Source organism: Klebsiella sp. Q2, assembly GCF_009900705.1.
GTDB lineage: Bacteria > Pseudomonadota > Gammaproteobacteria > Enterobacterales > Enterobacteriaceae > Klebsiella > Klebsiella quasipneumoniae.
Genome location: NZ_JAAABE010000004.1, coordinates 465,625 through 486,998 on the forward strand (window position 1 = coordinate 465,625; position 21,374 = coordinate 486,998).

At 59.3% G+C, this 21,374-nt stretch carries 19 protein-coding genes; 9 read left to right on the plus strand and 10 right to left on the minus strand.

All coding sequences use genetic code 11. The annotated features are described in order from the left end of the window. The first annotated feature begins 127 nt into the window (after positions 1-127). From ubiG to yfaE, 4 genes are all read left to right on the plus strand, one after another. Positions 128-856 carry a bifunctional 2-polyprenyl-6-hydroxyphenol methylase/3-demethylubiquinol 3-O-methyltransferase UbiG gene (ubiG, locus tag GT756_RS17655; RefSeq protein ID WP_004201690.1) on the plus strand — a complete coding sequence of 243 codons (729 nt, stop codon included), beginning with the start codon at positions 128-130 and terminating at the stop codon, positions 854-856. Between the two features lie 344 nt (positions 857-1,200). After that, on the plus strand, positions 1,201-3,486 hold the full coding sequence (gene nrdA, locus GT756_RS17660; protein WP_043520274.1) for a class 1a ribonucleoside-diphosphate reductase subunit alpha: 2,286 nt from the start codon (positions 1,201-1,203) through the stop codon (positions 3,484-3,486). A 101-nt stretch (positions 3,487-3,587) separates the two neighbouring features. After that, positions 3,588-4,718 carry a class Ia ribonucleoside-diphosphate reductase subunit beta gene (gene nrdB / locus GT756_RS17665; protein ID WP_004140835.1) on the plus strand — a complete coding sequence of 377 codons (1,131 nt, stop codon included), beginning with the start codon at positions 3,588-3,590 and terminating at the stop codon, positions 4,716-4,718. Then, positions 4,718-4,972 (plus strand): class I ribonucleotide reductase maintenance protein YfaE, encoded by a 255-nt coding sequence (gene yfaE / locus GT756_RS17670; RefSeq protein WP_004201692.1) that lies wholly within the window; start codon positions 4,718-4,720, stop codon positions 4,970-4,972. The genes nrdB and yfaE overlap by 1 nt, the downstream gene beginning before the upstream one ends. A 463-nt stretch (positions 4,973-5,435) precedes the next feature. Here yfaE and glpQ read toward each other — a convergent pair whose 3' ends face one another. Together glpQ and glpT are read right to left on the minus strand one after the other, a co-directional pair. After that, entirely contained in the window at positions 5,436-6,506 is a 1,071-nt protein-coding gene (gene glpQ / locus GT756_RS17675; RefSeq protein ID WP_065878332.1) for a glycerophosphodiester phosphodiesterase, read from the minus strand. A 9-nt stretch (positions 6,507-6,515) separates the two neighbouring features. Further along, positions 6,516-7,862, minus strand: a complete 1,347-nt coding sequence (gene glpT, locus GT756_RS17680; RefSeq protein ID WP_023318769.1) for a glycerol-3-phosphate transporter — start codon at positions 7,860-7,862, stop codon at positions 6,516-6,518. 272 nt (positions 7,863-8,134) lie between these two features. Between glpT and glpA the strand changes: the two genes are divergently transcribed. The 3 genes from glpA to glpC are packed head-to-tail and all read left to right on the plus strand — an operon-like array spanning position 8,135 to position 12,181. Then, positions 8,135-9,757, plus strand: coding sequence for an anaerobic glycerol-3-phosphate dehydrogenase subunit A (gene glpA / locus GT756_RS17685; protein WP_040181368.1), 1,623 nt, complete (start codon positions 8,135-8,137; stop codon positions 9,755-9,757). Further along, positions 9,747-11,006, plus strand: coding sequence for a glycerol-3-phosphate dehydrogenase subunit GlpB (gene glpB, locus GT756_RS17690; RefSeq protein WP_048295233.1), 1,260 nt, complete (start codon positions 9,747-9,749; stop codon positions 11,004-11,006). Before glpA ends, glpB begins: the two co-directional genes overlap by 11 nt. Next, entirely contained in the window at positions 11,003-12,181 is a 1,179-nt protein-coding gene (glpC, locus tag GT756_RS17695; RefSeq protein ID WP_160124970.1) for an anaerobic glycerol-3-phosphate dehydrogenase subunit GlpC, read from the plus strand. The genes glpB and glpC overlap by 4 nt, the downstream gene beginning before the upstream one ends. A gap of 21 nt (positions 12,182-12,202) precedes the next feature. Here glpC and yfaU read toward each other — a convergent pair whose 3' ends face one another. From yfaU to GT756_RS17725, 6 genes are all read right to left on the minus strand, one after another. Continuing rightward, complete coding sequence (gene yfaU / locus GT756_RS17700; protein WP_160124971.1) at positions 12,203-13,006, minus strand: 2-keto-3-deoxy-L-rhamnonate aldolase; 804 nt, start codon at positions 13,004-13,006, stop codon at positions 12,203-12,205. A gap of 14 nt (positions 13,007-13,020) precedes the next feature. Further along, entirely contained in the window at positions 13,021-14,310 is a 1,290-nt protein-coding gene (locus tag GT756_RS17705) for an MFS transporter (protein ID WP_004201705.1), read from the minus strand. A 41-nt stretch (positions 14,311-14,351) separates the two neighbouring features. Beyond that, entirely contained in the window at positions 14,352-15,557 is a 1,206-nt protein-coding gene (gene rhmD / locus GT756_RS17710; RefSeq protein ID WP_064150950.1) for an L-rhamnonate dehydratase, read from the minus strand. 10 nt (positions 15,558-15,567) lie between these two features. After that, positions 15,568-16,353 carry an IclR family transcriptional regulator gene (locus GT756_RS17715; protein WP_048325206.1) on the minus strand — a complete coding sequence of 262 codons (786 nt, stop codon included), beginning with the start codon at positions 16,351-16,353 and terminating at the stop codon, positions 15,568-15,570. A 203-nt stretch (positions 16,354-16,556) separates the two neighbouring features. After that, a complete protein-coding gene (locus GT756_RS17720; RefSeq protein WP_048325207.1) occupies positions 16,557-17,753 on the minus strand; it encodes a nicotinamide mononucleotide deamidase-related protein YfaY in 1,197 nt (398 codons plus the stop codon). 102 nt (positions 17,754-17,855) lie between these two features. Further along, a complete protein-coding gene (locus GT756_RS17725) occupies positions 17,856-18,398 on the minus strand; it encodes a YfaZ family outer membrane protein (RefSeq protein WP_004201712.1) in 543 nt (180 codons plus the stop codon). An 80-nt stretch (positions 18,399-18,478) separates the two neighbouring features. On the opposite strand from GT756_RS17725, the gene GT756_RS17730 reads away from it, so the two are divergent. Further along, positions 18,479-18,706, plus strand: a complete 228-nt coding sequence (locus GT756_RS17730; protein WP_108450940.1) for a hypothetical protein — start codon at positions 18,479-18,481, stop codon at positions 18,704-18,706. A gap of 105 nt (positions 18,707-18,811) precedes the next feature. Then, on the plus strand, positions 18,812-19,237 hold the full coding sequence (nudI, locus tag GT756_RS17735) for a nucleoside triphosphatase NudI (protein WP_048295238.1): 426 nt from the start codon (positions 18,812-18,814) through the stop codon (positions 19,235-19,237). Here the strand turns inward: nudI and GT756_RS17740 are convergent. Continuing rightward, complete coding sequence (locus GT756_RS17740) at positions 19,229-20,635, minus strand: sensor histidine kinase (protein WP_160124972.1); 1,407 nt, start codon at positions 20,633-20,635, stop codon at positions 19,229-19,231. The two genes, nudI and GT756_RS17740, sit on opposite strands and share 9 nt — an antisense overlap. Then, positions 20,622-21,299: a transcriptional regulator TctD gene (gene tctD / locus GT756_RS17745; RefSeq protein ID WP_004201723.1), complete on the minus strand. Its 678-nt coding sequence runs from the start codon at positions 21,297-21,299 to the stop codon at positions 20,622-20,624. Before tctD ends, GT756_RS17740 begins: the two co-directional genes overlap by 14 nt. Between the last annotated feature and the right edge of the window lie 75 nt (positions 21,300-21,374).

The following is a 21,374-nucleotide window of genomic DNA, read 5'->3' on the forward strand; positions in this document are numbered from 1 at the left end:
TGTATCCCGGATTCAAAGGTCGCAAATTATAACACAGCCGCGCTAAGAGAGGTAAAGCAATACGGTTTATTCATGGCGCGCTGCTGATATACTCCCAGGTCTGAACAGAAAAGGAGTAAAAGCGCCCATGAATGCCGAAAAAACGTCGGTAGCCCCTAACGTCGATCATGCTGAAATCGCCAAATTCGAAGCCGTCGCCTCGCGCTGGTGGGATCTGGAGGGCGAGTTCAAACCGCTCCACCGCATTAATCCCCTGCGGCTGGGCTATATCGCCGAACGCTCAGGCGGCCTGTTCGGTAAAAAAGTCCTCGATGTCGGCTGCGGCGGCGGCATCCTCGCCGAGAGTATGGCGCGCGAAGGCGCGACGGTCACCGGACTGGACATGGGCGCCGAACCGCTGCAGGTGGCGAAACTGCACGCCCTGGAGAGCGGTATTCAGGTGGAATATGTTCAGGAAACGGTTGAGGAACATGCCGCGAAGCACGCGCAGCAATACGATGTCGTCACCTGCATGGAAATGCTGGAGCACGTCCCTGACCCACAGTCGGTAGTCCACGCCTGCGCGCGGCTGGTGAAGCCTGGCGGTCAGGTCTTCTTCTCCACCATCAACCGCAACGGTAAAGCGTGGCTGATGGCGGTGGTCGGCGCGGAATATGTCATGAAGATGGTGCCCAAAGGCACCCATGATGTGAAAAAGTTTATCAAGCCGGCCGAACTGCTGGGCTGGGTAGATCAGACTACTCTGAAAGAGCAGCATATCATCGGTCTGCATTACAATCCGTTGACCAACACCTTCAAGTTGGCGCCAGGGGTTGATGTTAACTATATGTTGCATACCAGCGCCAAAAAAGCGTGACGTCAGCAGCTGCGCTTATGATGATTGCGCGGCATCAAGCCGCGTGATTATTTCTTCCGATGAAGAAATCAGCACTCGATCAAATTTTCATTTTTTTTTCTGTTTTATTGACTTCTTCTCCAGGCCTTATGCGACGTGGACTTGCGGATTATTACCCTTCCGCAACCTCAATTTAACGTCAAAATCAACCCTTGTACTCAAAAGATTCCTTACTAAAATACTCACCATATAGCGTTCCTTTTATCGACAACCCCCTACATATAGTATTTATCCACAGAGTTAGTCACAACGGCCTTCTGTGGATAAACGGGGGATATTTTCTTTCACGGACAGGTAAAATCCACATGAATCAGAGTCTGCTGGTGACAAAGCGCGACGGGACCACCGAGCGCATCAATCTCGACAAAATCCATCGCGTACTGGATTGGGCGGCAGAAGGACTGAATAACGTTTCGATTTCCCAAGTAGAGCTGCGCTCGCATATCCAGTTCTATGACGGCATTAAAACCGCGGACATCCACGAAACCATTATTAAAGCCGCTGCGGACCTGATCTCCCGCGAGGCGCCGGATTACCAGTACCTCGCCGCGCGTCTGGCGATCTTCCACTTGCGTAAAAAAGCCTTCGGCCAGTTTGAGCCGCCGGCGCTTTACGATCACGTGGTGAAGATGGTCGAGAAGGGTAAATACGATCATCATCTGCTGGAAGACTACACGGAAGAAGAGTTCCAGCAGATGGACGGTTTCCTCGACCACTGGCGCGACATGAACTTCTCCTATGCTGCCGTGAAGCAGCTGGAAGGCAAGTATCTGGTACAGAACCGCGTCACCGGCGAAATTTATGAGAGCGCGCAGTTCCTTTATATTCTGGTGGCTGCCTGCCTGTTCTCTAACTACCCGCGCGAAACGCGTCTGGACTACATCAAGCGTTTCTACGACGCGGTGTCGACCTTTAAAATCTCGCTGCCGACGCCGATCATGTCCGGCGTGCGTACCCCGACCCGTCAGTTCAGCTCCTGCGTGCTGATCGAGTGCGGCGACAGCCTGGATTCCATCAATGCCACCTCCAGCGCGATCGTGAAATACGTTTCCCAGCGCGCCGGCATCGGCATCAACGCCGGCCGCATTCGCGCGCTGGGCAGCCCGATCCGCGGCGGCGAAGCCTTCCACACCGGCTGCATTCCGTTCTACAAACATTTCCAGACCGCGGTGAAATCCTGCTCGCAGGGCGGCGTTCGCGGCGGCGCGGCGACCCTCTTCTACCCAATGTGGCATCTGGAAGTGGAAAGCCTGTTGGTGCTGAAAAACAACCGCGGTACCGACGCCAACCGCGTTCGTCACATGGACTACGGGGTGCAGATCAATAAGCTGATGTACACCCGTCTGCTGAAGGGCGGCGACATTACCCTGTTCAGCCCTTCCGACGTCCCGGGCCTGTATGACGCCTTCTTCGCCGATCAGGACGAGTTTGAGCGCCTGTACACCCAGTACGAGCAGGACGACAGCATTCGCAAGCAGCGCATTAAAGCGGTTGAGCTGTTCTCGCTGATGATGCAGGAGCGCGCCTCCACCGGCCGCATCTACATCCAGAACGTCGACCACTGCAACACCCACAGCCCGTTCGATCCGGTGGTCGCCCCGGTGCGCCAGTCTAACCTGTGCCTGGAGATCGCTCTGCCGACTAAACCGCTGGAAGACGTCAACGACGAAAACGGTGAAATCGCGCTGTGCACCCTGTCGGCCTTCAACCTCGGGGCTATCGACAGCCTCGACGAGCTGGAAGAGCTGGCGGTGCTGGCGGTGCGTGCCCTGGACGCGCTGCTCGACTATCAGGATTACCCCATCCCGGCCGCCAAACGCGGCGCAATGGGCCGCCGTACGCTGGGCATCGGCGTGATCAACTTCGCTTACTATCTGGCGAAGCATGGCAAACGCTACTCCGACGGCAGCGCCAACAACCTGACCCACAAAACGTTCGAAGCGATTCAGTACTATCTGCTGAAGGCCTCCAACGAGCTGGCTATCGAACAGGGCGCCTGCCCGTGGTTCAACGAAACCACCTATGCGCAGGGTATCCTGCCGATCGATACCTACAAAAAAGACCTGGACAGCATCGTCAGCGAATCCCTGCACTACGACTGGGAAGCGCTTCGCGAGTCCATTAAAACCCACGGCCTGCGCAACTCTACACTCTCCGCGCTGATGCCGTCCGAGACCTCGTCGCAGATCTCCAACGCCACCAATGGCATCGAGCCGCCGCGCGGTCACGTGAGTATCAAAGCCTCGAAGGATGGGATCCTGCGCCAGGTGGTGCCGGACTACGAAAACCTGCAGAACGCCTACGAGCTGCTGTGGGAAATGCCGAACAACGACGGCTACCTGCAGCTGGTGGGTATCATGCAGAAGTTTATCGACCAGTCGATCTCTGCGAATACCAACTACGATCCGACGCGCTTCCCTTCCGGAAAAGTGCCGATGCAGCAGTTGCTGAAAGACCTGCTCAACGCCTATAAATTCGGCGTCAAAACGCTGTACTATCACAACACCCGTGATGGCGCTGAAGACGCTCAGGATGACCTGGCCCCGTCCATTCAGGACGACGGCTGCGAAAGCGGCGCTTGTAAGATCTAAGGTATTTTTGCCGGGTGGCGCTACGCTTACCCGGCCTACGATTTTGTAGGCCCGGCCAACCCATTCCCGCCGGGCAATACAGTTCAACAGGACTCACTTCAATGGCATACACCACTTTTTCACAGACGAAAAACGATCAGTTGCTTGAGCCAATGTTTTTTGGCCAGCCGGTTAACGTGGCCCGCTACGATCAGCAAAAATACGACATCTTTGAAAAGCTGATTGAAAAGCAGCTCTCCTTCTTCTGGCGCCCGGAAGAGGTTGACGTTTCCCGCGATCGCATCGACTACCAGGCGCTGCCGGAACATGAAAAACACATTTTCATCAGCAACCTGAAGTACCAGACGCTGCTCGACTCCATCCAGGGCCGCAGCCCGAACGTTGCTCTGCTGCCGCTGATCTCCATCCCGGAGCTGGAGACCTGGGTGGAAACCTGGGCCTTCTCTGAGACCATTCACTCACGCTCGTACACCCATATCATCCGCAACATCGTCAACGATCCGGCGACCGTGTTCGACGATATCGTCACCAACGAGCAGATCCAGAAGCGTGCCGAGGGGATCTCCCACTATTACGATTCGCTGATCGAGATGACCAGCTACTGGCACCTGCTGGGCGAAGGCACCCACACCGTCAACGGCAAGACCGTGACCGTCAATCTGCGCGAGCTGAAAAAGAAACTCTATCTGTGCCTGATGAGCGTTAACGCCCTGGAAGCGATCCGCTTCTACGTCAGCTTCGCCTGCTCCTTCGCTTTCGCCGAGCGCAAACTGATGGAAGGCAACGCCAAAATTATCCGCCTGATCGCCCGCGATGAAGCGCTGCACCTGACCGGCACTCAACATATGCTGAACCTGCTGCGCTCCGGCAGCGACGATCCGGAAATGGCGGAAATCGCCGAAGAGTGCAAACAGGAGTGCTATGATCTGTTCGTGCTGGCGGCCCAGCAGGAGAAAGAGTGGGCGGACTACCTGTTCCGCGACGGCTCGATGATTGGCCTGAACAAAGATATTCTCTGCCAGTACGTCGAGTACATCACCAATATCCGCATGCAGGCGGTGGGCCTTGATCTGCCGTTCCAGACCCGCTCCAACCCGATCCCGTGGATCAACACCTGGCTGGTCTCCGACAACGTTCAGGTGGCGCCGCAGGAAGTAGAGGTCAGCTCTTACCTGGTCGGCCAGATCGACTCTGAAGTCGATGCCGACGATCTGAGCAACTTCCAGCTGTAATGAAGCGGATCTTCTTGAAAATCTCTGACACTCGCCTTGAGTGTCAGGATGAACACCCTTCCCTGTTGGCTGCTCTTGAATCGCATAATATCGACGTCGAGTATCAATGCCGCGCAGGCTATTGCGGCTCCTGCCGCACCCGTCTGGTCTCCGGCCAGGTTGACTGGCTGACCGAGCCGCTGGCCTTTATCCAGCCGGGCGAGATTTTGCCCTGCTGCTGCCGGGCGAAAGGCGATATTGAGATCGAGATGTAGTCTTGTCAGGTGGCGCTACGCTTACCTGAGCTACTGTTCCAGGACCGGCCGTTTACGTACTGCCGCCCTGGGCTGCTGAAACTGCCGGTGTTGACGGCCTCAAAATCGCTGAGACGTTCCCGGAAGGCCGGGGCAGCCCGCATGGATGCGGGCTGAGGGCCGTGTTTTGCTTGGACGCTGCCTCGGCCCGATCCGAAGCCTGCAGGGATAAGTCGAAGGGACCGCGCAGCGGCGATTTTGCTGGCCGGAGCCCAGGGGTACAGGGGGAGGCGGCGACTGGCCTCCCCCTGTGCGCTCCCTGCGCTATGAAAGGCATAACGCAGAAGAAATATCGGGAGCGCAATCTTCCAGGAAATATCATAGAACAAACGTTATTCCCGGGTCGAAATCGTTGCACGCCGAGAACCGTGTCAACAAAACCGCAGTTCGTACGCCGGGTAAGGCGCAACCGCCACCCGGCTTTTTAGCGTTTCGCGTCCAGGAACTGCACCGCTTTATCCGGGAAATCGGTAAACAAGCCGTCGACGCCCGCCTGGTTATACAGCAGGTCATAGAGCTGATTAACGTTAGTCGCGTACTCCGGCAACTGATCCGCGCGCACGGTGTACGGATGCACCTGCAGATGGCTGGCGTGCGCCTCTTTCACCATCGCCGTCAACTTCACCGCCCCCGGCTTTGAGCCTTCCGCCACCAGCATATGGTAATCCGGACCAATGCCGTCGGCGTATTGTGCAATCTGCGCCATGGCCCCCGGCTTGAACATCCAGTCATAGCTGTAGTTCACCCATTGGCCATCGGCCTGTTTCTGCTGGGTTTCATTCCAGTCGGTATAGGCGATGAGCTGCACCAGATTAAGATCCATGCCCATCTTCGGCTCCAGTTCATTTTTAATGCGCTTCAGCTCGTTGGCGTCAAAGCACTGCAGATAGACCTTATCCTGCTTGCTGGTATAGCCATATTCTTTCAGCACTTTCAGGGTGCTGGCAGCAATATCTTTGCCTTCCTGATGGTGGAACCACGGCGCTTTGATTTCCGGGTAAATACCGATGTTTTTGCCGGTGGAATGATTCAGCCCCTGGACAAACTCAATCTCCTCTTCAAAGGTATGAATGCGGAAATCGGATTTGCCCATCGGGAAACGCCCGGGGTAGGTTTGCACGTTCTTGCCATCTTTCGGCTCAAAGCCTTCGGTAAACTTCAGCGACTTAATCTCGGCCAGGGTAAAGTCGATGGCATAGAAACGGCCATCTTGACGCGCCCGCTGCGGGAAGCGCTGAGCGACGTCGGTCACCCGGTCGAGATAATGGTCGTGCAACACCACCAGCCGGTCGTCTTTAGTCATCACCAGGTCTTGCTCAAGGTAATCCGCCCCCTGCGCGTAGGCCATCGCTTTCGCCGGCAGGGTATGCTCAGGCAGATAACCGCTGGCGCCCCGGTGGGCGATAACCATTTTTTCTGCCGCGACGACACTGGAGCACAGTGCCGAACCGACCAACATCATGCTGCTCATTAACGCGGTGAGTTTCATGTTCATCGCCGCTCCTTAGGCTTGTTTCAGCTGTTGATGATGACGGCGTTCACCGAGCATCACGATAACCAGCAGGACGACCGCCAGCACACTGCCGCCGATCATTACCATAAAGCCGCCGTCCCAGCCGAAGAAATCGACGGTGTAGCCGACGATGGCGCTCGCGGCCACGGAGCCGCCGAGATAACCGAACAGACCGGTGAAGCCTGCCGCGGTACCGGCAGCTTTCTTCGGCGCCAGCTCCAGCGCATGCAGACCAATCAGCATCACCGGGCCGTAGATCAGGAAGCCGATAATAATCATACAGGCCATATCCACGCCCGGGTTACCCGCCGGGTTCAGCCAGTACACGATGGTAGCGATGGTCACCAGGGTCATAAAGAACACGCCGGTGGCGCCGCGGTTGCCTTTAAACACCTTATCCGACATCCAGCCGCACAGCAGGGTGCCCGGGATCCCCGCGTACTCGTACAGGAAGTAGGCCCAGGAGGATTTATCCAGCGCGAAGTGCTTCACCTCTTTCAGGTAGGTCGGCGACCAGTCGAGAATGCCGTAGCGCAGCAGATAAACGAAGACGTTGGCGACCGCGATGTACCACAGCAGCTTGTTCGGCAGAATGTACTGCATAAAGATCTGCTTCGCCGTCAGCTCTTCTTCGTGCTTTTCGCTATAGTCATCCGGATAGTCGTTTTTATACTCTTCGATTGGCGGCAGGCCGCAGGATTGCGGAGTATCGCGCATCATCGCAAAGGCGAAAATCGCCAGCAGGATAGCGGCGAACGCCGGCATATAGAGCGCCGCGTGCCAGTCGTTAAACCACGCCATACCCAACAGGAACAACAGCGGCGGGATCCCGCCGCCGACGTTATGCGCGCAGTTCCACACTGAAACAATTCCGCCACGCTCTTTCTGCGACCACCAGTGGACCATGGTACGGCCGCACGGCGGCCAGCCCATCCCCTGGAACCAGCCGCAGAGGAACAACAGCACGAACATGATCATGATGCTCGAGGTGGCCCACGGTACGAAGCCCATCACCAGCATCACCAGCGCGGCGAGGATCAGCCCCGCCGGCAGGAAAATGCGCGGATTCGAACGGTCAGAGACCGATCCCATGATGAATTTCGAAAATCCGTAGGCAATGGAGATGCCCGAAAGGGCGAAACCGAGGTCGCCGCGGGAGAAACCCTGCTCGATAAGATAGGGCATCGCCAGGGCAAAGTTCTTACGAACCAGATAGTAAGCGGCATAACCAAAGAAGATGCCGATAAAAATCTGCCAGCGTAACCGACGATAGAGCGGGTCGATCTCCGCGGCTGGCAAACGCGCTTTATGCGCGGCGGGTTTAAAAATACTTAACATATCAGCCTCCGTGGCCCTTGCTGTTTTTTACTAACGTCACGACAACAATCCCAGATTAATCACTAACTTCGAATCTGGCCGCGATGGTAGGCAATACGTAGAGCTGATACTGTGAAACATCGCACAATTTGTTACAGAAATATGACAAAAGGTTCCAATGTGAGCACGAAATCACATAACACGCTCAAATAACGCGCGAATATGCTCGAAATCAAACAATAACCTTATAGACTGTGGCTAAATGGTGTTAAACGAAAGCAAAGGAGCTGAAGATGACGGGACGTCTGGATAGCGAGGTTATTATCATCGGCGGCGGAGCAACCGGCGCCGGTATCGCCCGCGATTGCGCCCGGCGCGGATTACGCACACTGCTCATTGAGCGTCATGATATCGCCACCGGGGCCACCGGCCGTAATCATGGGCTGCTGCACAGCGGCGCCCGCTATGCGGTGACTGACAACGAATCAGCCCGCGAATGCATCAGTGAGAACCGCATCCTGCGCCGCATCGCCCGTCACTGTATCGAACCAGCCGGCGGTCTGTTCATAACCCTGCCTGAAGACGATCTGGCATATCAGCAGACCTTTATCGCCGCCTGCCAGCAGGCTGGCATAGAGGCCACGCCGCTCTCTGCGCAGGAGGCGCTGCGCCGCGAGCCCGCCGTCAACCCGGCGCTGCTGGGGGCGGTGCAGGTTCCGGACGGCACCATTGACCCGTTTCGCCTCACCGCGGCCAATATGCTCGACGCCCGCGAACACGGCGCGCAGATCCTCACCGGCTGCGAAGTCACTGGCCTGCTGCGCCAGGGCGATCGCGTCTGCGGCGTCCAGGTATACGACAGTCAGCTTCACCAGGCCCGCACGCTGTACGCCGGGGTAGTGGTTAATGCCGCCGGGATCTGGGGGCAGCGCATTGCGGAATATGCCGACCTGCGCATCACCATGTTCCCGGCGAAGGGATCGCTGTTGATCCTCGACCACCGGATTAACAACCTGGTGATCAACCGCTGCCGTAAGCCGGCCGATGCCGATATTCTGGTGCCTGGGGATACCATCTCGCTGATTGGCACCACCTCGATGCATATTCCTTATGATGAAATTGACGACAACCGGGTCACGACCGCGGAAGTCGATACCCTGCTGCGCGAAGGCGAAAAGCTGGCGCCGGTCATGGGCCACACCCGGATCCTCCGCGCCTACTCCGGCGTCCGCCCGCTGGTGGCCAGCGACAACGATCCCAGCGGACGCAGCGTCAGCCGCGGCATCGTCCTGCTCGACCATGCTCAGCGTGACGGCATGGAAGGCTTCATTACCATCACCGGCGGCAAGCTGATGACCTATCGCCTGATGGCCGAGTGGGCCACCGACGCCGTCTGTCGTAAGCTGGGCAACACCACCCCCTGTACCACGGCCGAGAGCCCGCTGCCCGGCTCACAGGAGCCGACGGAAAGCACCCTGCGAAAAATTATCTCCCTGCCTGGCCCGCTGCGCGGCTCTGCCGTCTACCGCCATGGCGATCGCACTCCGGCCTGGCTTGGCGACAGCCGCCAGCACCGTAGCCTGGTCTGCGAATGCGAAGCCGTCACCGCTGGTGAAGTGAAATACGCGGTGGAAAATCTGGCGGTTAACACCCTGCTCGACCTGCGCCGCCGTACCCGGATTGGCATGGGGACCTGCCAGGGGGAACTCTGCGCCTGCCGCGCCGCCGGGCTGCTGCAGCGCTTTAACGTCACCACCCCCGCGCAGTCGTTGGCCCAGCTGTCGGCGTTTCTCAATGAACGCTGGAAGGGCGTGCAGCCCATCGCCTGGGGCGACGCGCTGCGCGAAAGCGAATTCACCCGCTGGGTCTACCTCGGCCTGTGCGGACTGCCACAGGAGCATCAGGATGAAATTTGACTGCGCGATTATCGGCGGCGGACTGGCCGGTCTGCTGTGCGGCCTGACGCTGAATCAGTCCGGCCTGCGCAGCGTTATCATCAGCCGCGGGCAAAGCGCGCTGCATTTTTCCTCCGCGTCGTTAGATCTGCTCTCGGCGCTGCCGAACGGCGATAACGTCACTGACCTCGCGCAAGGTCTGCAGCAGCTCGCTGAACTGCTTCCTGAGCACCCTTATTCCCGGCTCGGGGCCGGGGCGGTGCTCGAATACGCTAAACAGACTGAAGCCCTGCTGACCACCTGCGGGGCGGTGATGCAGGGCGACGCGCACCACCCGCACCGGCGAGTAACGCCGCTGGGGACGCTGCGCGCGGCGTGGCTATCGCCGCAGGAGGTGCCTGTCGCGCCACTCCCCCGACAAGGGGTCTGCCTGGTGGGGATCAGCGGCTTTGCCGATTTTCAGCCGCATCTCGCCGCCGCCGCGCTCGGGCAAACCGGCGTTACCGCCGTGGCGGCGGAAATCGAGTTACCGCTGCTGGATGTGTTGCGTGACAACCCCACCGAATTTCGCGCCGCCAATATCGCCCGCCTCCTCGACGATGAAAACCACTGGCCTGCCCTGCACGCGGCGCTGCTGCCGCTGGCGCAGCAGCATGAGCTGCTGATCATGCCCGCCTGCTTTGGTCTAGCCGACGATCGCCTGTACCACTGGCTGCAGGCGCGCCTGCCCTGCCCGCTGCGTCTGCTGCCAACGCTGCCGCCTTCGGTTCCCGGGATGCGCCTGCACAGTCTGCTGCAGCGGCAGTTTATTCGCGGCGGCGGCACCTGGCTTGCCGGCGATGAAGTGGTGAACATCAGCCATCGACAGGGCGCCGTCGAGGCCGTCTGGACGCGAAATCACGGCGATATTGCGCTGCGTCCGCGTTTTACCGTGCTGGCCAGCGGCAGCTTTTTCAGCAACGGTCTTGTCGCCACGCGGGAGAGCGTGCGCGAACCCATTCTTGGTCTCGATCTGCAACAGACCCTGCCGCGCGACGACTGGTACCAGCGGGACTTCTTTGCCTCCCAGCCGTGGCAGCGCTTCGGGGTGAAAACCGATGCCCTGCTGCGTCCCCTGCTGGGCGGGCAGCCGTTCAGCAATCTGTTCGCCATCGGTTCGCTGCTCGGCGGGTTCGATGCCATTCAGCTCGGCTGCGGCGGCGGGGTCTGTGCCGTCACCGCGCTGCACGCCGCCAGACAGATCCACGCTCTTGCCGGAGGCCGGCCATGAACGATACCCGTTTTGAAAGCTGCATTAAGTGCACGGTCTGTACCACCACCTGTCCGGTAAGCCGGGTCAATCCGCGTTATCCCGGGCCGAAACAGGCGGGGCCGGATGGCGAACGCCTCCGCCTGAAGGATGGCGCGCTTTACGATGAGGCGCTCAAGTACTGCATCAACTGCAAGCGCTGTGAGGTGGCCTGCCCGTCGGATGTGAAAATTGGCGATATCATTCAACGCGCCCGGGCACAGTACGGCCAGCAAAAGCCGACCCTGCGCGACGCCATCCTCAGCCATACCGACCTGATGGGCACCCTTTCCACCCCCTTTGCCCCACTGGTTAATGCCACCACCGGCTTAAAACCGGTACGCCGCCTGTTCGACGCAGCGCTCCATATCGATCATCGCCGCACGCTGCCGAAATATGGCTTCGGTACCTTCCGCCGCGCTTACCGCCAGCTCGCGGCCCACCAGACGCAGTACCCTGAGCAGGTGGCCTTCTTTCATGGTTGCTACGTCAACTATAACCACCCGCAGCTGGGCAAGGACCTGATTCGCGTCGTCAATGCGCTGGGCACCGGCGTGCAGTTGTTATCAAGGGAAAAATGCTGCGGCGTGCCGCTGATCGCCAACGGCTTTTTTGACAAAGCGCGTAAGCAGGCGCTGAGCAACGTCGCCGCGATGCGGGAAAACGCGCTGCCGATCATTGCCACCTCTTCGACCTGCACCTTTACCCTGCGCGATGAATACCCTCACCTCCTGGATGTTGACAACAGCGACCTCCGCGACCGGGTGGAACTGGCCACTCGCTGGATCTGGAAACAACTGGATAGTGGCAAAACGCTGCCGCTGCGCCGGCTGCCGCTGAAGGTGGTCTATCACACCCCGTGCCATATGGAGAAAATGGGCTGGTCGCTGTATACCCTCGAACTGCTACGGCTGATCCCCGGCCTGCAGCTGGAGGTGCTGGATTCCCAGTGCTGCGGCATCGCCGGCACCTACGGCTTTAAGACTGAGAATTACGCGGTATCCCAGGCTATCGGCGCCCCGCTGTTCCGTCAGATTGAGGAGAGCGGAGCCGACATCGTCGTCACCGACTGCGAGACCTGCAAATGGCAGATTGAGATGTCCACCAGCAAACGCTGCGAACATCCGCTGACGGTGCTGGCGCAGGCGCTCGTCTGAGTCCGGCGCCAGCCTGCGCCGTCAATAGCTCGCTTTCCCCTGCGGCTGAGCGCTGGCGGATTTAAACATCGCCAGCCGGCGGTCCAGCGCCTCGGTGTAGAGCATGGTATCGACCCCGACGGCGACGAAATTGGCCCCCCAGGCGAGACATTTTTCCGCCATCGCCGGGTCGACCGCCAGAAATCCGGCCGCTTTACCCGCCGCGCGAATGCGCCGGATGCTCTGCTCAATCACCCGCTGCACGTCAGGATGGCCGGCATCGTCCGGGTGCCCCAGCGAAGCGGAGAGATCCGCCGGACCGATAAACACCCCGTCAATGCCCTCCACCTCGAGGATAGCGTCCAGATTTTCCAGCGCGGTTCGGCTCTCTACCTGAATCAGCAGACAGAGCTCGTCATTCGCCTCCGCCATATAATTCTCCACTCTGCCCCAGCGTGCCGCCCGGGCCACGCCGGCGCCCACGCCGCGGCTACCGACGGGAGGATAACGGGTTGCCGAGACGACTTCCCGCGCCTGCTCGGCGGTATCGACCATCGGCACCAGCAACGTTCTGGCGCCAATATCCAGCACCTGTTTTATCAGACTGCGGCTGCCCTCCACCGGTCGGATCACCGGCTGACTGGCATAGGGAGCGATGGCCTGGAGCTGATGATAAAGGTCCTGAATGGTGTTCGGGGCATGCTCGCCGTCGATCAGCAGCCAGTCATATCCTGAGGTGGCGGCAATCTCCGCCATATAGGAGGAGGTCGAGCTCAGCCACAGGCCAATTTGCGTCTCACCGCGTAATAATCCACTTTTGAAGGGGTTAGATAATAGTGCGTTCATAGCGATTCCTTTAATCAATGCTGTACGCTGCCGCGCTGAGGAACCGCGCGGGTGAGGCTTAATGAGAAGATGATGATCACCCCGACGATGGCCACACCGGCCAGGGTTAACAATCCGGCGGCGCTGCTGGCGAACAGCGTTTCGGCCTGCACGCGAACGATTGGCGCCAGAAAGCCGCCGATGGCGCCAAACAGGTTAACGAAGCCAATCCCGGCGGCCAGCGCCGTGCCGGAGAGCAGCTGCGTCGGCATCGTCCAGAAGACCGGCTGCACGGCAATCACCCCAACCGCCGCCACGCACAGCGCGATGATAGCCAGCACCGGCGCCACCAGTCCGGAAACCGCAATCCCGACCGCTGCCGCCAGCAGCGTCAGCGCGGCAATATTGCGCCGCTCGCCGGTGCGATCGGAGTAGCGAGGGATAAGCCAGGTGCCGAACAGCGCCGCCACCCATGGGATAGCCGTCACCACCGACGCAATGAAGCCGACTTTGGTGCCCAACAGCGCGGCGACCTGAGTAGGCAGGAAGAAAATCAGGCCATAGACCGCCACCTGAATGGTCATGTAAATCAGCGCCAGCTGCCAGACCCGCCCGTTACGCAGCGCATCGGACAGGCGCGAGGTGACCTTTTTCTCCTCCTCTCGCGCCAGCTCGCCGATCAGCGCCTGTTTCTCCGCAGCGCTCAGGAAGCGGGCATGCTGCGGCGAATCGTCCAGCCAGAAGAAGGTGAACGCTCCCGCGGCGACAGCAAGCAGGCCTTCAATCACAAACATCCAGAACCAGCCGGGATGGCCCATAAACCCATGCATCTCCAGCAGCGCGCCGGATAAAGGCGAACCGAGCGTCAGCGCCAGCGGCGCCCCCATATAAAAAAGCCCCATAATGCTGGCGCGGTTTTGCTGGGGAAACCACTGTGAAGTGAGGTAGATCATGCCGGGGAAGAAGCCCGCCTCCGCCGCGCCCAGCAGGGTGCGTACCAGCAGGAATTTCGCTTCCGTATCCGCCCACGCCATCGCCGCCGACAGCACGCCCCACAGCAGCGTGGTGCAGCCGATCCATTTTCTGGCGCCGAATTTGCGCATCAGCAGGTTGGCCGGTACCCCGAGAAAGGCATAGACCACAAAGAAAATCCCCGCCCCCAGCGCATAGGCTTCGTTGCTGAGGCCCGTATCCAGCTGGTAGGTCTCTTTGGCGAAACCGATATTCGAACGGTCAAGAAACGCCAGCACGTACAGCGCCAGCATAAAGGGGATTAAGCGGGCGCGGTTTTTCTTCACCACGCTCTCCAGCAGTGTGTTGCTCATCATAATATCCTCAGGCGTGGGCCGCCGGGCGGCCCGGGGGATCAGTGTTGATAAGGACGTTTCAGGTTGCAGTCGCGATTGAGTTCGACGCCAAAACCGGGTTTATCCAGTACCGATTTATGAATGCGCCCCCTCTCAGGCACCGGCTCGCCGAGCAGGATCGGGTCGAACTGCGGACGCAGCGTGGCGCAGTCCGGACTGGTCATCAGAAACTCGCTGAACGGCGTGTTGGTGAAGGTGATCACCGCATGATGTGAGTACACCGACGAGCCGTGCGGCACCACCAGCTGCCCGCGCGCTTTAGCAATAGCCGCTATCTCCACCAGCGTGGTTAAGCCGCCGCACCAGCCGACGTCGGGCTGCATAATATCAATCCCGGTCTCCGACAGGGTGCGGAAGGACTGCAGGGTGCCGTGGTGCTCGCCGCTGGTCACCATCATCCCGGCGGGCGCCTGGCGCTTCAGCTCGCGATAGCCTTCATACTGCTGCGGCGGCAGGCACTCCTCGATCCACTTGAGGTTGTAAGGGGCGCAGGCATGGGCAAGTTTGGTGGCATAGTTAACGTCCTGGCTCATCCAGCAGTCCAGCATTAACCAGAAATCCGGGCCGCATTTTTCGCGCATGTCCGCCACCATGGCGACGTCTTTGCGGATCCCGGCGTCGCCATCGTGCGGCCCCCAGTGGGTGGGCATTTTGCCGCCGATAAAGCCCATCTCCTGCGCCAGATCCGGACGAGCGCCGGTAGCATAGAACTGGATTTCGTCACGCACCGCTCCGCCCAGCAGTTTGTAGACCGGCAGGCCAACCACTTTCCCGAACAGATCCCACAGCGCGAGGTCGACACAGGAGATAGTGTTCATCACCAGACCGCCGGATCCTGCGTAGTAGAGGGTGGCGTTGAGCATCTGGTCATGGCTCAGTTTGATATCGCTGACGCATTTGCCTTCGATAAAGCGGTTGAGATGTTTTTCGACGATAAAGCAGCCCATCTCTCCGGCCGTCGACACGGCAAAGCCGGTCTGCCCGTTGTCAGCCTCCACTTCCACAATCAGCGTGCCCAGCACGTTGATGCCAAACGACTGGCGGGACTGCTCATACTGTTTATATTTGCTCATCGGGGTAGCGATATGATCGTCAATCCAGTGGTTAGCCCCCTGATCGTGGTAATCGCCGCCGCCGGCGCCCTGCTCTGCCGTGGCGCCGCCGGTAAACCAGGCACGGACATGTTTAATTTTCGGTAGGGTCATGGTGTTCTCCTTATGATGAGGCGAGTTGTTCGAAGGGGCTTTTCCACCCCAGCAGTCGTGAAATATCTTTCGCGCAGGCAATCGCCTTACCGGCCAGATAATCGCGATTGTCTTCATTGATTTGCAGACGGGTGCCCACCACCGAGATGGCGGCGGTCAGGTCGTTATTGGCGTTAAAAACCGGGGCGGCCACGCAGCGCACATCCGGGTAGTCCTCGCCATTATCAAAGCTCCAGCCCCGGGCGCGGATCCGCCGCAGCTCCTCCCGCAGCTGTTGAGCATTGCTGATGGTCGTTGGCGTAGCCCGCTCCCACTGCAGTTCATCGATAATGGATGCCTGAACCCCGGCGGGCTGCCAGGCCAGCAAACATTTGCCGATCCCGGAGCGGTAAAGCGACAGGCTCTTTCCTTCGTGCGAACGCACGCTAATGGTGGCGGGTGATTCAATTTTCAGAATGTAGTAGGCGTTACCGTGATCGATAATGCCCAGATGGCAGAGCAGGCCGCACTCATCCATCAGCCGGGTCAGGCGTGGCCGCGCCAGCTCGCGCAGGTCCATTTTGCTTAGCGCCTGCCCGGCCAGCTCCACCAGTTTGGTCCACAGGCAGTAGTTATCCTGATTATCCATACTGATGAAGCGCTGCTTTTTCAGCTCGCCCAGCAGCAGATAAACCGTGCTTTTCGGGATCCCCAGCTCCGCTATTATCGTCGCCGCGCTGCAGGGTCCGATGCGGCCAATTAAATTGAGGATCTCAATCGCGCGGGTCAGCGCCGGGACTTTCGTTGATTCCAACATACTGGACTCCAATCCTGAATACTGGAATCAGTGTTGCGGTTGTCCGGGCGGTAAAGTGTGAGCGACATCGCGGGGCAATCGCTTTCCCGTATGCTGGACCGTTCGCAGCGGAAAATTGCGACTTAACGCACAGAATTTTTTCAGGAGAGTACAACAGGCTGGACAACCGGCGCCAGGGAGAAGCCCGTGCGCCGGGAAACGACTTACAGCGAGAGGGAATCCACCACGTTAATCCAGCCATGTTCGCTGGCCAGCGGTTGGCCATTCAGCCAGCGACGCAGCAGGTTTAATGCCATCATGGCGCAGACTTCCTGACGTACCGCCAGGCTGTGGCGGGTGACGCTGAACTTCACCCGCAGCGCGAAGGTGCCGTCCGGGGTGGCCAGGGCCACGTTAAGATGATCGTTCTCCTGGCCGCTCACCGCCAGGGCCAGGCCGGCAAAATGGTTTATGCGCCGCTCGGCCGCCCAGCGGGCCGCCTGCGCCAGCGTCTCCTCCTGCGCCGGGACCACTTCGCTGGCCAGCAGCGGCGCGCCGGCGCGGGACAGCTGGAGCGCCAGCAGACCGCCGGTAAACTGCTCGCTGAGCGTCAGGCTCAGCTGCCGCTCCTGCAGGCAGCGCGCAATCTGCGCCGGTAACCCTTCTGTGCCTTCGAAAATCAGGCTGTCGCCAGCCACTTTACGCACTTCCGGCCACAGAGCCAGCATGGCGTCACGCTGCTCAGCCGGTCCGGTCAGCTTCAGCTCAATGATCGGCATCGACGAGCGGTAGCCCATCACGACGCCAGGCGGTAACGTCAGCGGATTAAGGCTTTGCGCCAGCTCGCTCTCCGAGCGGCCAAAGGTGGTCAGACGCAGGCATACCGGCGGCTCCGGCAGCGTAAAGCGCTGGCGCAGACGCGGTAAAATCTCCTGCTCGACCATCACTTTAAATTCAGAAGGTACGCCGGGGGTGAAAAACATCAGGCAGCGATTGAGCTGGATGGCAAAGCCGCAGGCCGTGCCCACCGGGTTATTGATCATCTCGGCGCTGGCGGGGATTTCCGCCTGCTTACGGTTGCTTTCCGCCATCGGCCGCCCACGTTCGGCAAAGAAGCGGGTCATGGTATCCAGCCACTCCGGATGCAAAATAAGCCCTTCGCCTTTCGCGGTGGCCGCGGCCAGCGCGCTCAGGTCGTCGCTGGTGGGGCCGAGGCCGCCATTGACGATCAGCACATCCGCCTGTTCGCTGCGTTCGCGCAGAATCGCCACCAGCGCATCGAGATCGTCGCCGACGGTATGACGGCGCGTTAACGGTAAACCCTGATTAAAAAAGAAATCCGCCAGCCATGCTGCATTGGTGTCAACGATTTGACCATGCAACACTTCATCGCCAGTGGACAGCATTTCCACATTCAACATTGCTCACTCCTTGCCTGCCAGGTGGCAAATACTATAACGCAAAGCGGGATGCTGACGAGGAGGAAAATCTGGCGCGGCAAGAAGAGACCGCGCCGGAGGAGATTAGAAGCTGGCGCTGGCGCCGATGTACGGGCCGTCGGCGATGGTGTTATCGCGGTTGCCATCTTTACCCGCCAGGTTCAGATAGCGATAGCCCGCCTGGATGCTGAGCGGACGCATAATGGTCCAGCTGGCGCCAACGTTGGCTTCCTGATAGCTGTCAATACCGCTGGAGAGTGAATCCGGAGAGTAGTAGTAGTCGCCATACAGACGGAAGCTGTCGCCGATTTTCCACTGCAGGCCGCCGCCGACCGCTGCCGCATAGCCTTCATCACCCTGTTTCGGGTTGGTGTATACCCCTTTACCGCCCACGGTCGCGAGGAACGGCCCCAGCGGAATATTCAGGCCCAGGCCTAAACCCGCGGCGTCGCCGTCGTTATCGCTGTGCAACCAGTTACCCGAAACAGCCAGACCGGTGGACTCGGTGCCGAAGCCGACCCCAAGGTTGGTGTAATGCTCGCCTGCTTCGCCGGTAACGCTGATCGCATGGGCCGCCGAAGAAACCAGCATGACGCCAGCCAGCGCCATAAAAATGCTTTTTTTCATTATTTACTCTATCCAGAAAATTAAAATCAAAGAAGTCCCGAAAAAACTCGAAAATTCTACTGCGCACTCGTCAGGAATCAATGACCTGGCGAAATGATTTTTCACAAGAGTGTAACCAGTTGCGTCTTTTTACGGCATCGGACGTTGCCGGTGCGGGCGTCGGGAATTCAGCGTCATTCATATTGATGTTTAATATGATTTACGCCAAATACATTGACGTTAAAAGGGGCACACCGCACGATCGGCGCGGCGAGTGGGAATTCGTCGCCCTTTCCATGGCGGTGCTCCATACGGTTATTTTCGCTTAACGTAGCACTCGACAAGGCCAGGGCTTTATTTCTGTTGCGATTTACCGAGGCGGCTCGCAAACTGTTTCATCAGCCTACCGCCCTATCCCCTGAAGGAGAAAAACCATGCGTCAAAGGACGATTGTTTGCCCGCTAATCCAAAATGATGGCCATTACCTGTTGTGCAAGATGGCTGCCGACCGCGGGGTTTTTCCCGGACAGTGGGCGCTGGCCGGCGGCGGCGTGAAGCCAGGGGAACGTATCGAAGAGGCGCTGCGACGCGAAGTCCGCGAGGAGCTTGGCGAAAAACTGCAGTTGACCCGTATCACGCCATGGAGCTTCCGCGACGATACCCGCGTGAAAACCTATCCCGACGGGCGCCAGGAAACGATCTATATGATCTATCTGATCTTCGACTGCGTCAGCGCCAATCGTGACGTGACGATCAACGAGGAGTTTGACGATTACGCCTGGGTGAAAGCGGATGAGCTTAAAAACTACGATCTCAACGCCGCTACCCGCCTCACCCTGAGCATGAAGGGGCTACTCTGACGCCACGGTCGGCAGGCGCAGCGTCGCCTTCAGTCCGCCCAGGCTTTCGCTGCGCGAAAGCTGCAGGTGGCTACGATGCAGACGCGCGATATCGTTTACCAGCGCCAGCCCCAGCCCGGCGCCGGGTATCGCGCCCGCGTTATCGAGGCGGCGAAACGGCATCAGCGCCTGGTGTACCTTCTGGTCGTCAATTCCCGGGCCGCTGTCTTCCACGCTGAGCAGCACGGCGTCGCCGTCGCGATGCAGGCTAAGCGTGACCGTACCATATTCCGGGGTATAGCGAATGGCATTGTCGAGCAGGTTAGCGCACAGTTCCCCCAGCAGAACGCTATCGCCTGCCACCTGTACCGCCGACTGCTCGCCCTCATAGCCAAGATCGATATGTTTGCTCCGCGCTTGCGCAATACGCGAAAAGCAGCTGTTGCGCACAATTTCCGGCAAGTTAATCACCGCAAACGCCTGCTCCCGCTGTTTTACCGTCGCCAGCTGCAGCAACCGCTCCGTTAACAAGACCGTATCGTCCAGCGTGGCGCGCATCGCCTGCAGGCTTTCGCGCCACAATTGCGGATCGTCGCTGGCCAGCGCAACCGAAGCCTGCGTTTTCAGCACCGCCAGCGGGGTTTTCAGCTGATGGGACGCATCGGCGCTGAAGCGCTCCTGGCGGGAGATCATCACCCGCAGGCGGTCGATATAGCGGTTGAACGCGACAATCAGCAGCCGCGTTTCTGACCAGGGCAGCAGCTCCGGCAGCGGCGTCAGCAGGCCAGGTTCACGGCGCACCATCAGCGCGGAGAGCTGGCGCATGGGCCGCAGCACGCGGCGCAGCAGCCAGGCTGCCAGCACCAGCGTCAACAGGACCAGTAAGCCCTGCGACACCCAGGATGAGAAGAGTAATTGTCCAGCCAGCCAACGGCGGGACTGCAGCGTTTCGGCAATATAGATCTCCGCCATGCCCACGATGCCCCCTTCGTTGATGGGCTGCAGCAGGCGCGCCACGCGAATTGCCTGACCGCGATATTCGGTATGATAAAACCATGCCAGCGCCGGATAGAGCTGAGTTCGCGAGGTGGAGGGCGGCATCGCGGGCAGATCGTCATAGCCGGAAATGACCTTCCCCTGCGGGTCAAGCACCTTGTAATAGAGGCGATCGTTCATGTTGAGCTCGAAGCTGTCCAGCACCACCCAAGGCACATTCACCTCCAGTTGCCCTCCGCGCACCACCAGCCGCTCGGCCACCGTCCGCGCCGACGACAGCAGGGTACGATCGTAGGCTTGCGTCGCCGCCTGCAGCGCGCTGACGTAGCTATTAAACGCGGAGAGTCCCCACAGCAGAACCAGCGGCAGGCCGAGAAACAGCAATAGTTGGGCATAGAGCGATTGCGGCTTACCCCATCTCATGGCGCTCGCACTCAAGCAGATAGCCTAACCCGCGCAGGGTGGTTATACGCACATTGCTCGCCTGAAGTTTCTTGCGCAGACGGTGAATATAGAGTTCGATGCTTTCCGGACTGACGTCGTCGCTGAGACTGAACACCTGTTCGAATAACTGCTGGCGCGAAACCGGGCGGGTGCGGCGAAACATCAGCACCTTCAATAACGCCAGCTCACGCGGCGTCAAAGACAGCATCTGGCCACGGAGTAAAAAATAGCCTTCGTCACAATACGCCAGCTCACCAAGCTGCTGCACCTCATGCACCTGCCCTTCGCTGCGCCGGAGCAGCGCCCGCAGGCGGGCGTCAAGCTCTTCCAGCTCAAAGGGCTTGGGTAAATAGTCATCCGCGCCGGCATTTAAACCTTTCACCCGGTCCGCTACCGCGCTGCGGGCGGTCAGCAACAGCACCGGCAGAGTCTGCCCGCGCTTGCGCAGCCGCTGGACCACTTCAAGGCCATCGTACCCCGGCATACCGATATCCAGCACCGCCAGCGCATATTGCTCGCTTTGCAGCAGATGGTCGGCCGCACGCCCGTCAGCGACGCAATCCACAGCAAAACCGCCCTGCACCAGCGCTTTTTCCAGCCAGTGAGCCAGCTCACGGTTATCCTCGGCTAATAAGAGACGCATATCACATCCTGTAACGTTGCTGCCGCATTGAAAGGGAAATGAAAGGTAACTGTTTTAACAATCATGCAACCGAAT

What these genes read in the sequence shown, in the direction of transcription:
- ubiG (WP_004201690.1), top strand. Translation starts at nt 128, where the DNA reads ATGAATGCCGAAAAAACGTCGGTAGCCCCTAACGTCGATCATGCTGAA.
- nrdA (WP_043520274.1), top strand. Translation starts at nt 1,201, where the DNA reads ATGAATCAGAGTCTGCTGGTGACAAAGCGCGACGGGACCACCGAGCGC.
- nrdB (WP_004140835.1), top strand. Translation starts at nt 3,588, where the DNA reads ATGGCATACACCACTTTTTCACAGACGAAAAACGATCAGTTGCTTGAG.
- yfaE (WP_004201692.1), top strand. Translation starts at nt 4,718, where the DNA reads ATGAAGCGGATCTTCTTGAAAATCTCTGACACTCGCCTTGAGTGTCAG.
- glpQ (WP_065878332.1), bottom strand. Translation starts at nt 6,506, where the DNA reads ATGAACATGAAACTCACCGCGTTAATGAGCAGCATGATGTTGGTCGGT.
- glpT (WP_023318769.1), bottom strand. Translation starts at nt 7,862, where the DNA reads ATGTTAAGTATTTTTAAACCCGCCGCGCATAAAGCGCGTTTGCCAGCC.
- glpA (WP_040181368.1), top strand. Translation starts at nt 8,135, where the DNA reads ATGACGGGACGTCTGGATAGCGAGGTTATTATCATCGGCGGCGGAGCA.
- glpB (WP_048295233.1), top strand. Translation starts at nt 9,747, where the DNA reads ATGAAATTTGACTGCGCGATTATCGGCGGCGGACTGGCCGGTCTGCTG.
- glpC (WP_160124970.1), top strand. Translation starts at nt 11,003, where the DNA reads ATGAACGATACCCGTTTTGAAAGCTGCATTAAGTGCACGGTCTGTACC.
- yfaU (WP_160124971.1), bottom strand. Translation starts at nt 13,006, where the DNA reads ATGAACGCACTATTATCTAACCCCTTCAAAAGTGGATTATTACGCGGT.
- GT756_RS17705 (WP_004201705.1), bottom strand. Translation starts at nt 14,310, where the DNA reads ATGAGCAACACACTGCTGGAGAGCGTGGTGAAGAAAAACCGCGCCCGC.
- rhmD (WP_064150950.1), bottom strand. Translation starts at nt 15,557, where the DNA reads ATGACCCTACCGAAAATTAAACATGTCCGTGCCTGGTTTACCGGCGGC.
- GT756_RS17715 (WP_048325206.1), bottom strand. Translation starts at nt 16,353, where the DNA reads ATGTTGGAATCAACGAAAGTCCCGGCGCTGACCCGCGCGATTGAGATC.
- GT756_RS17720 (WP_048325207.1), bottom strand. Translation starts at nt 17,753, where the DNA reads ATGTTGAATGTGGAAATGCTGTCCACTGGCGATGAAGTGTTGCATGGT.
- GT756_RS17725 (WP_004201712.1), bottom strand. Translation starts at nt 18,398, where the DNA reads ATGAAAAAAAGCATTTTTATGGCGCTGGCTGGCGTCATGCTGGTTTCT.
- GT756_RS17730 (WP_108450940.1), top strand. Translation starts at nt 18,479, where the DNA reads ATGACCTGGCGAAATGATTTTTCACAAGAGTGTAACCAGTTGCGTCTT.
- nudI (WP_048295238.1), top strand. Translation starts at nt 18,812, where the DNA reads ATGCGTCAAAGGACGATTGTTTGCCCGCTAATCCAAAATGATGGCCAT.
- GT756_RS17740 (WP_160124972.1), bottom strand. Translation starts at nt 20,635, where the DNA reads ATGAGATGGGGTAAGCCGCAATCGCTCTATGCCCAACTATTGCTGTTT.
- tctD (WP_004201723.1), bottom strand. Translation starts at nt 21,299, where the DNA reads ATGCGTCTCTTATTAGCCGAGGATAACCGTGAGCTGGCTCACTGGCTG.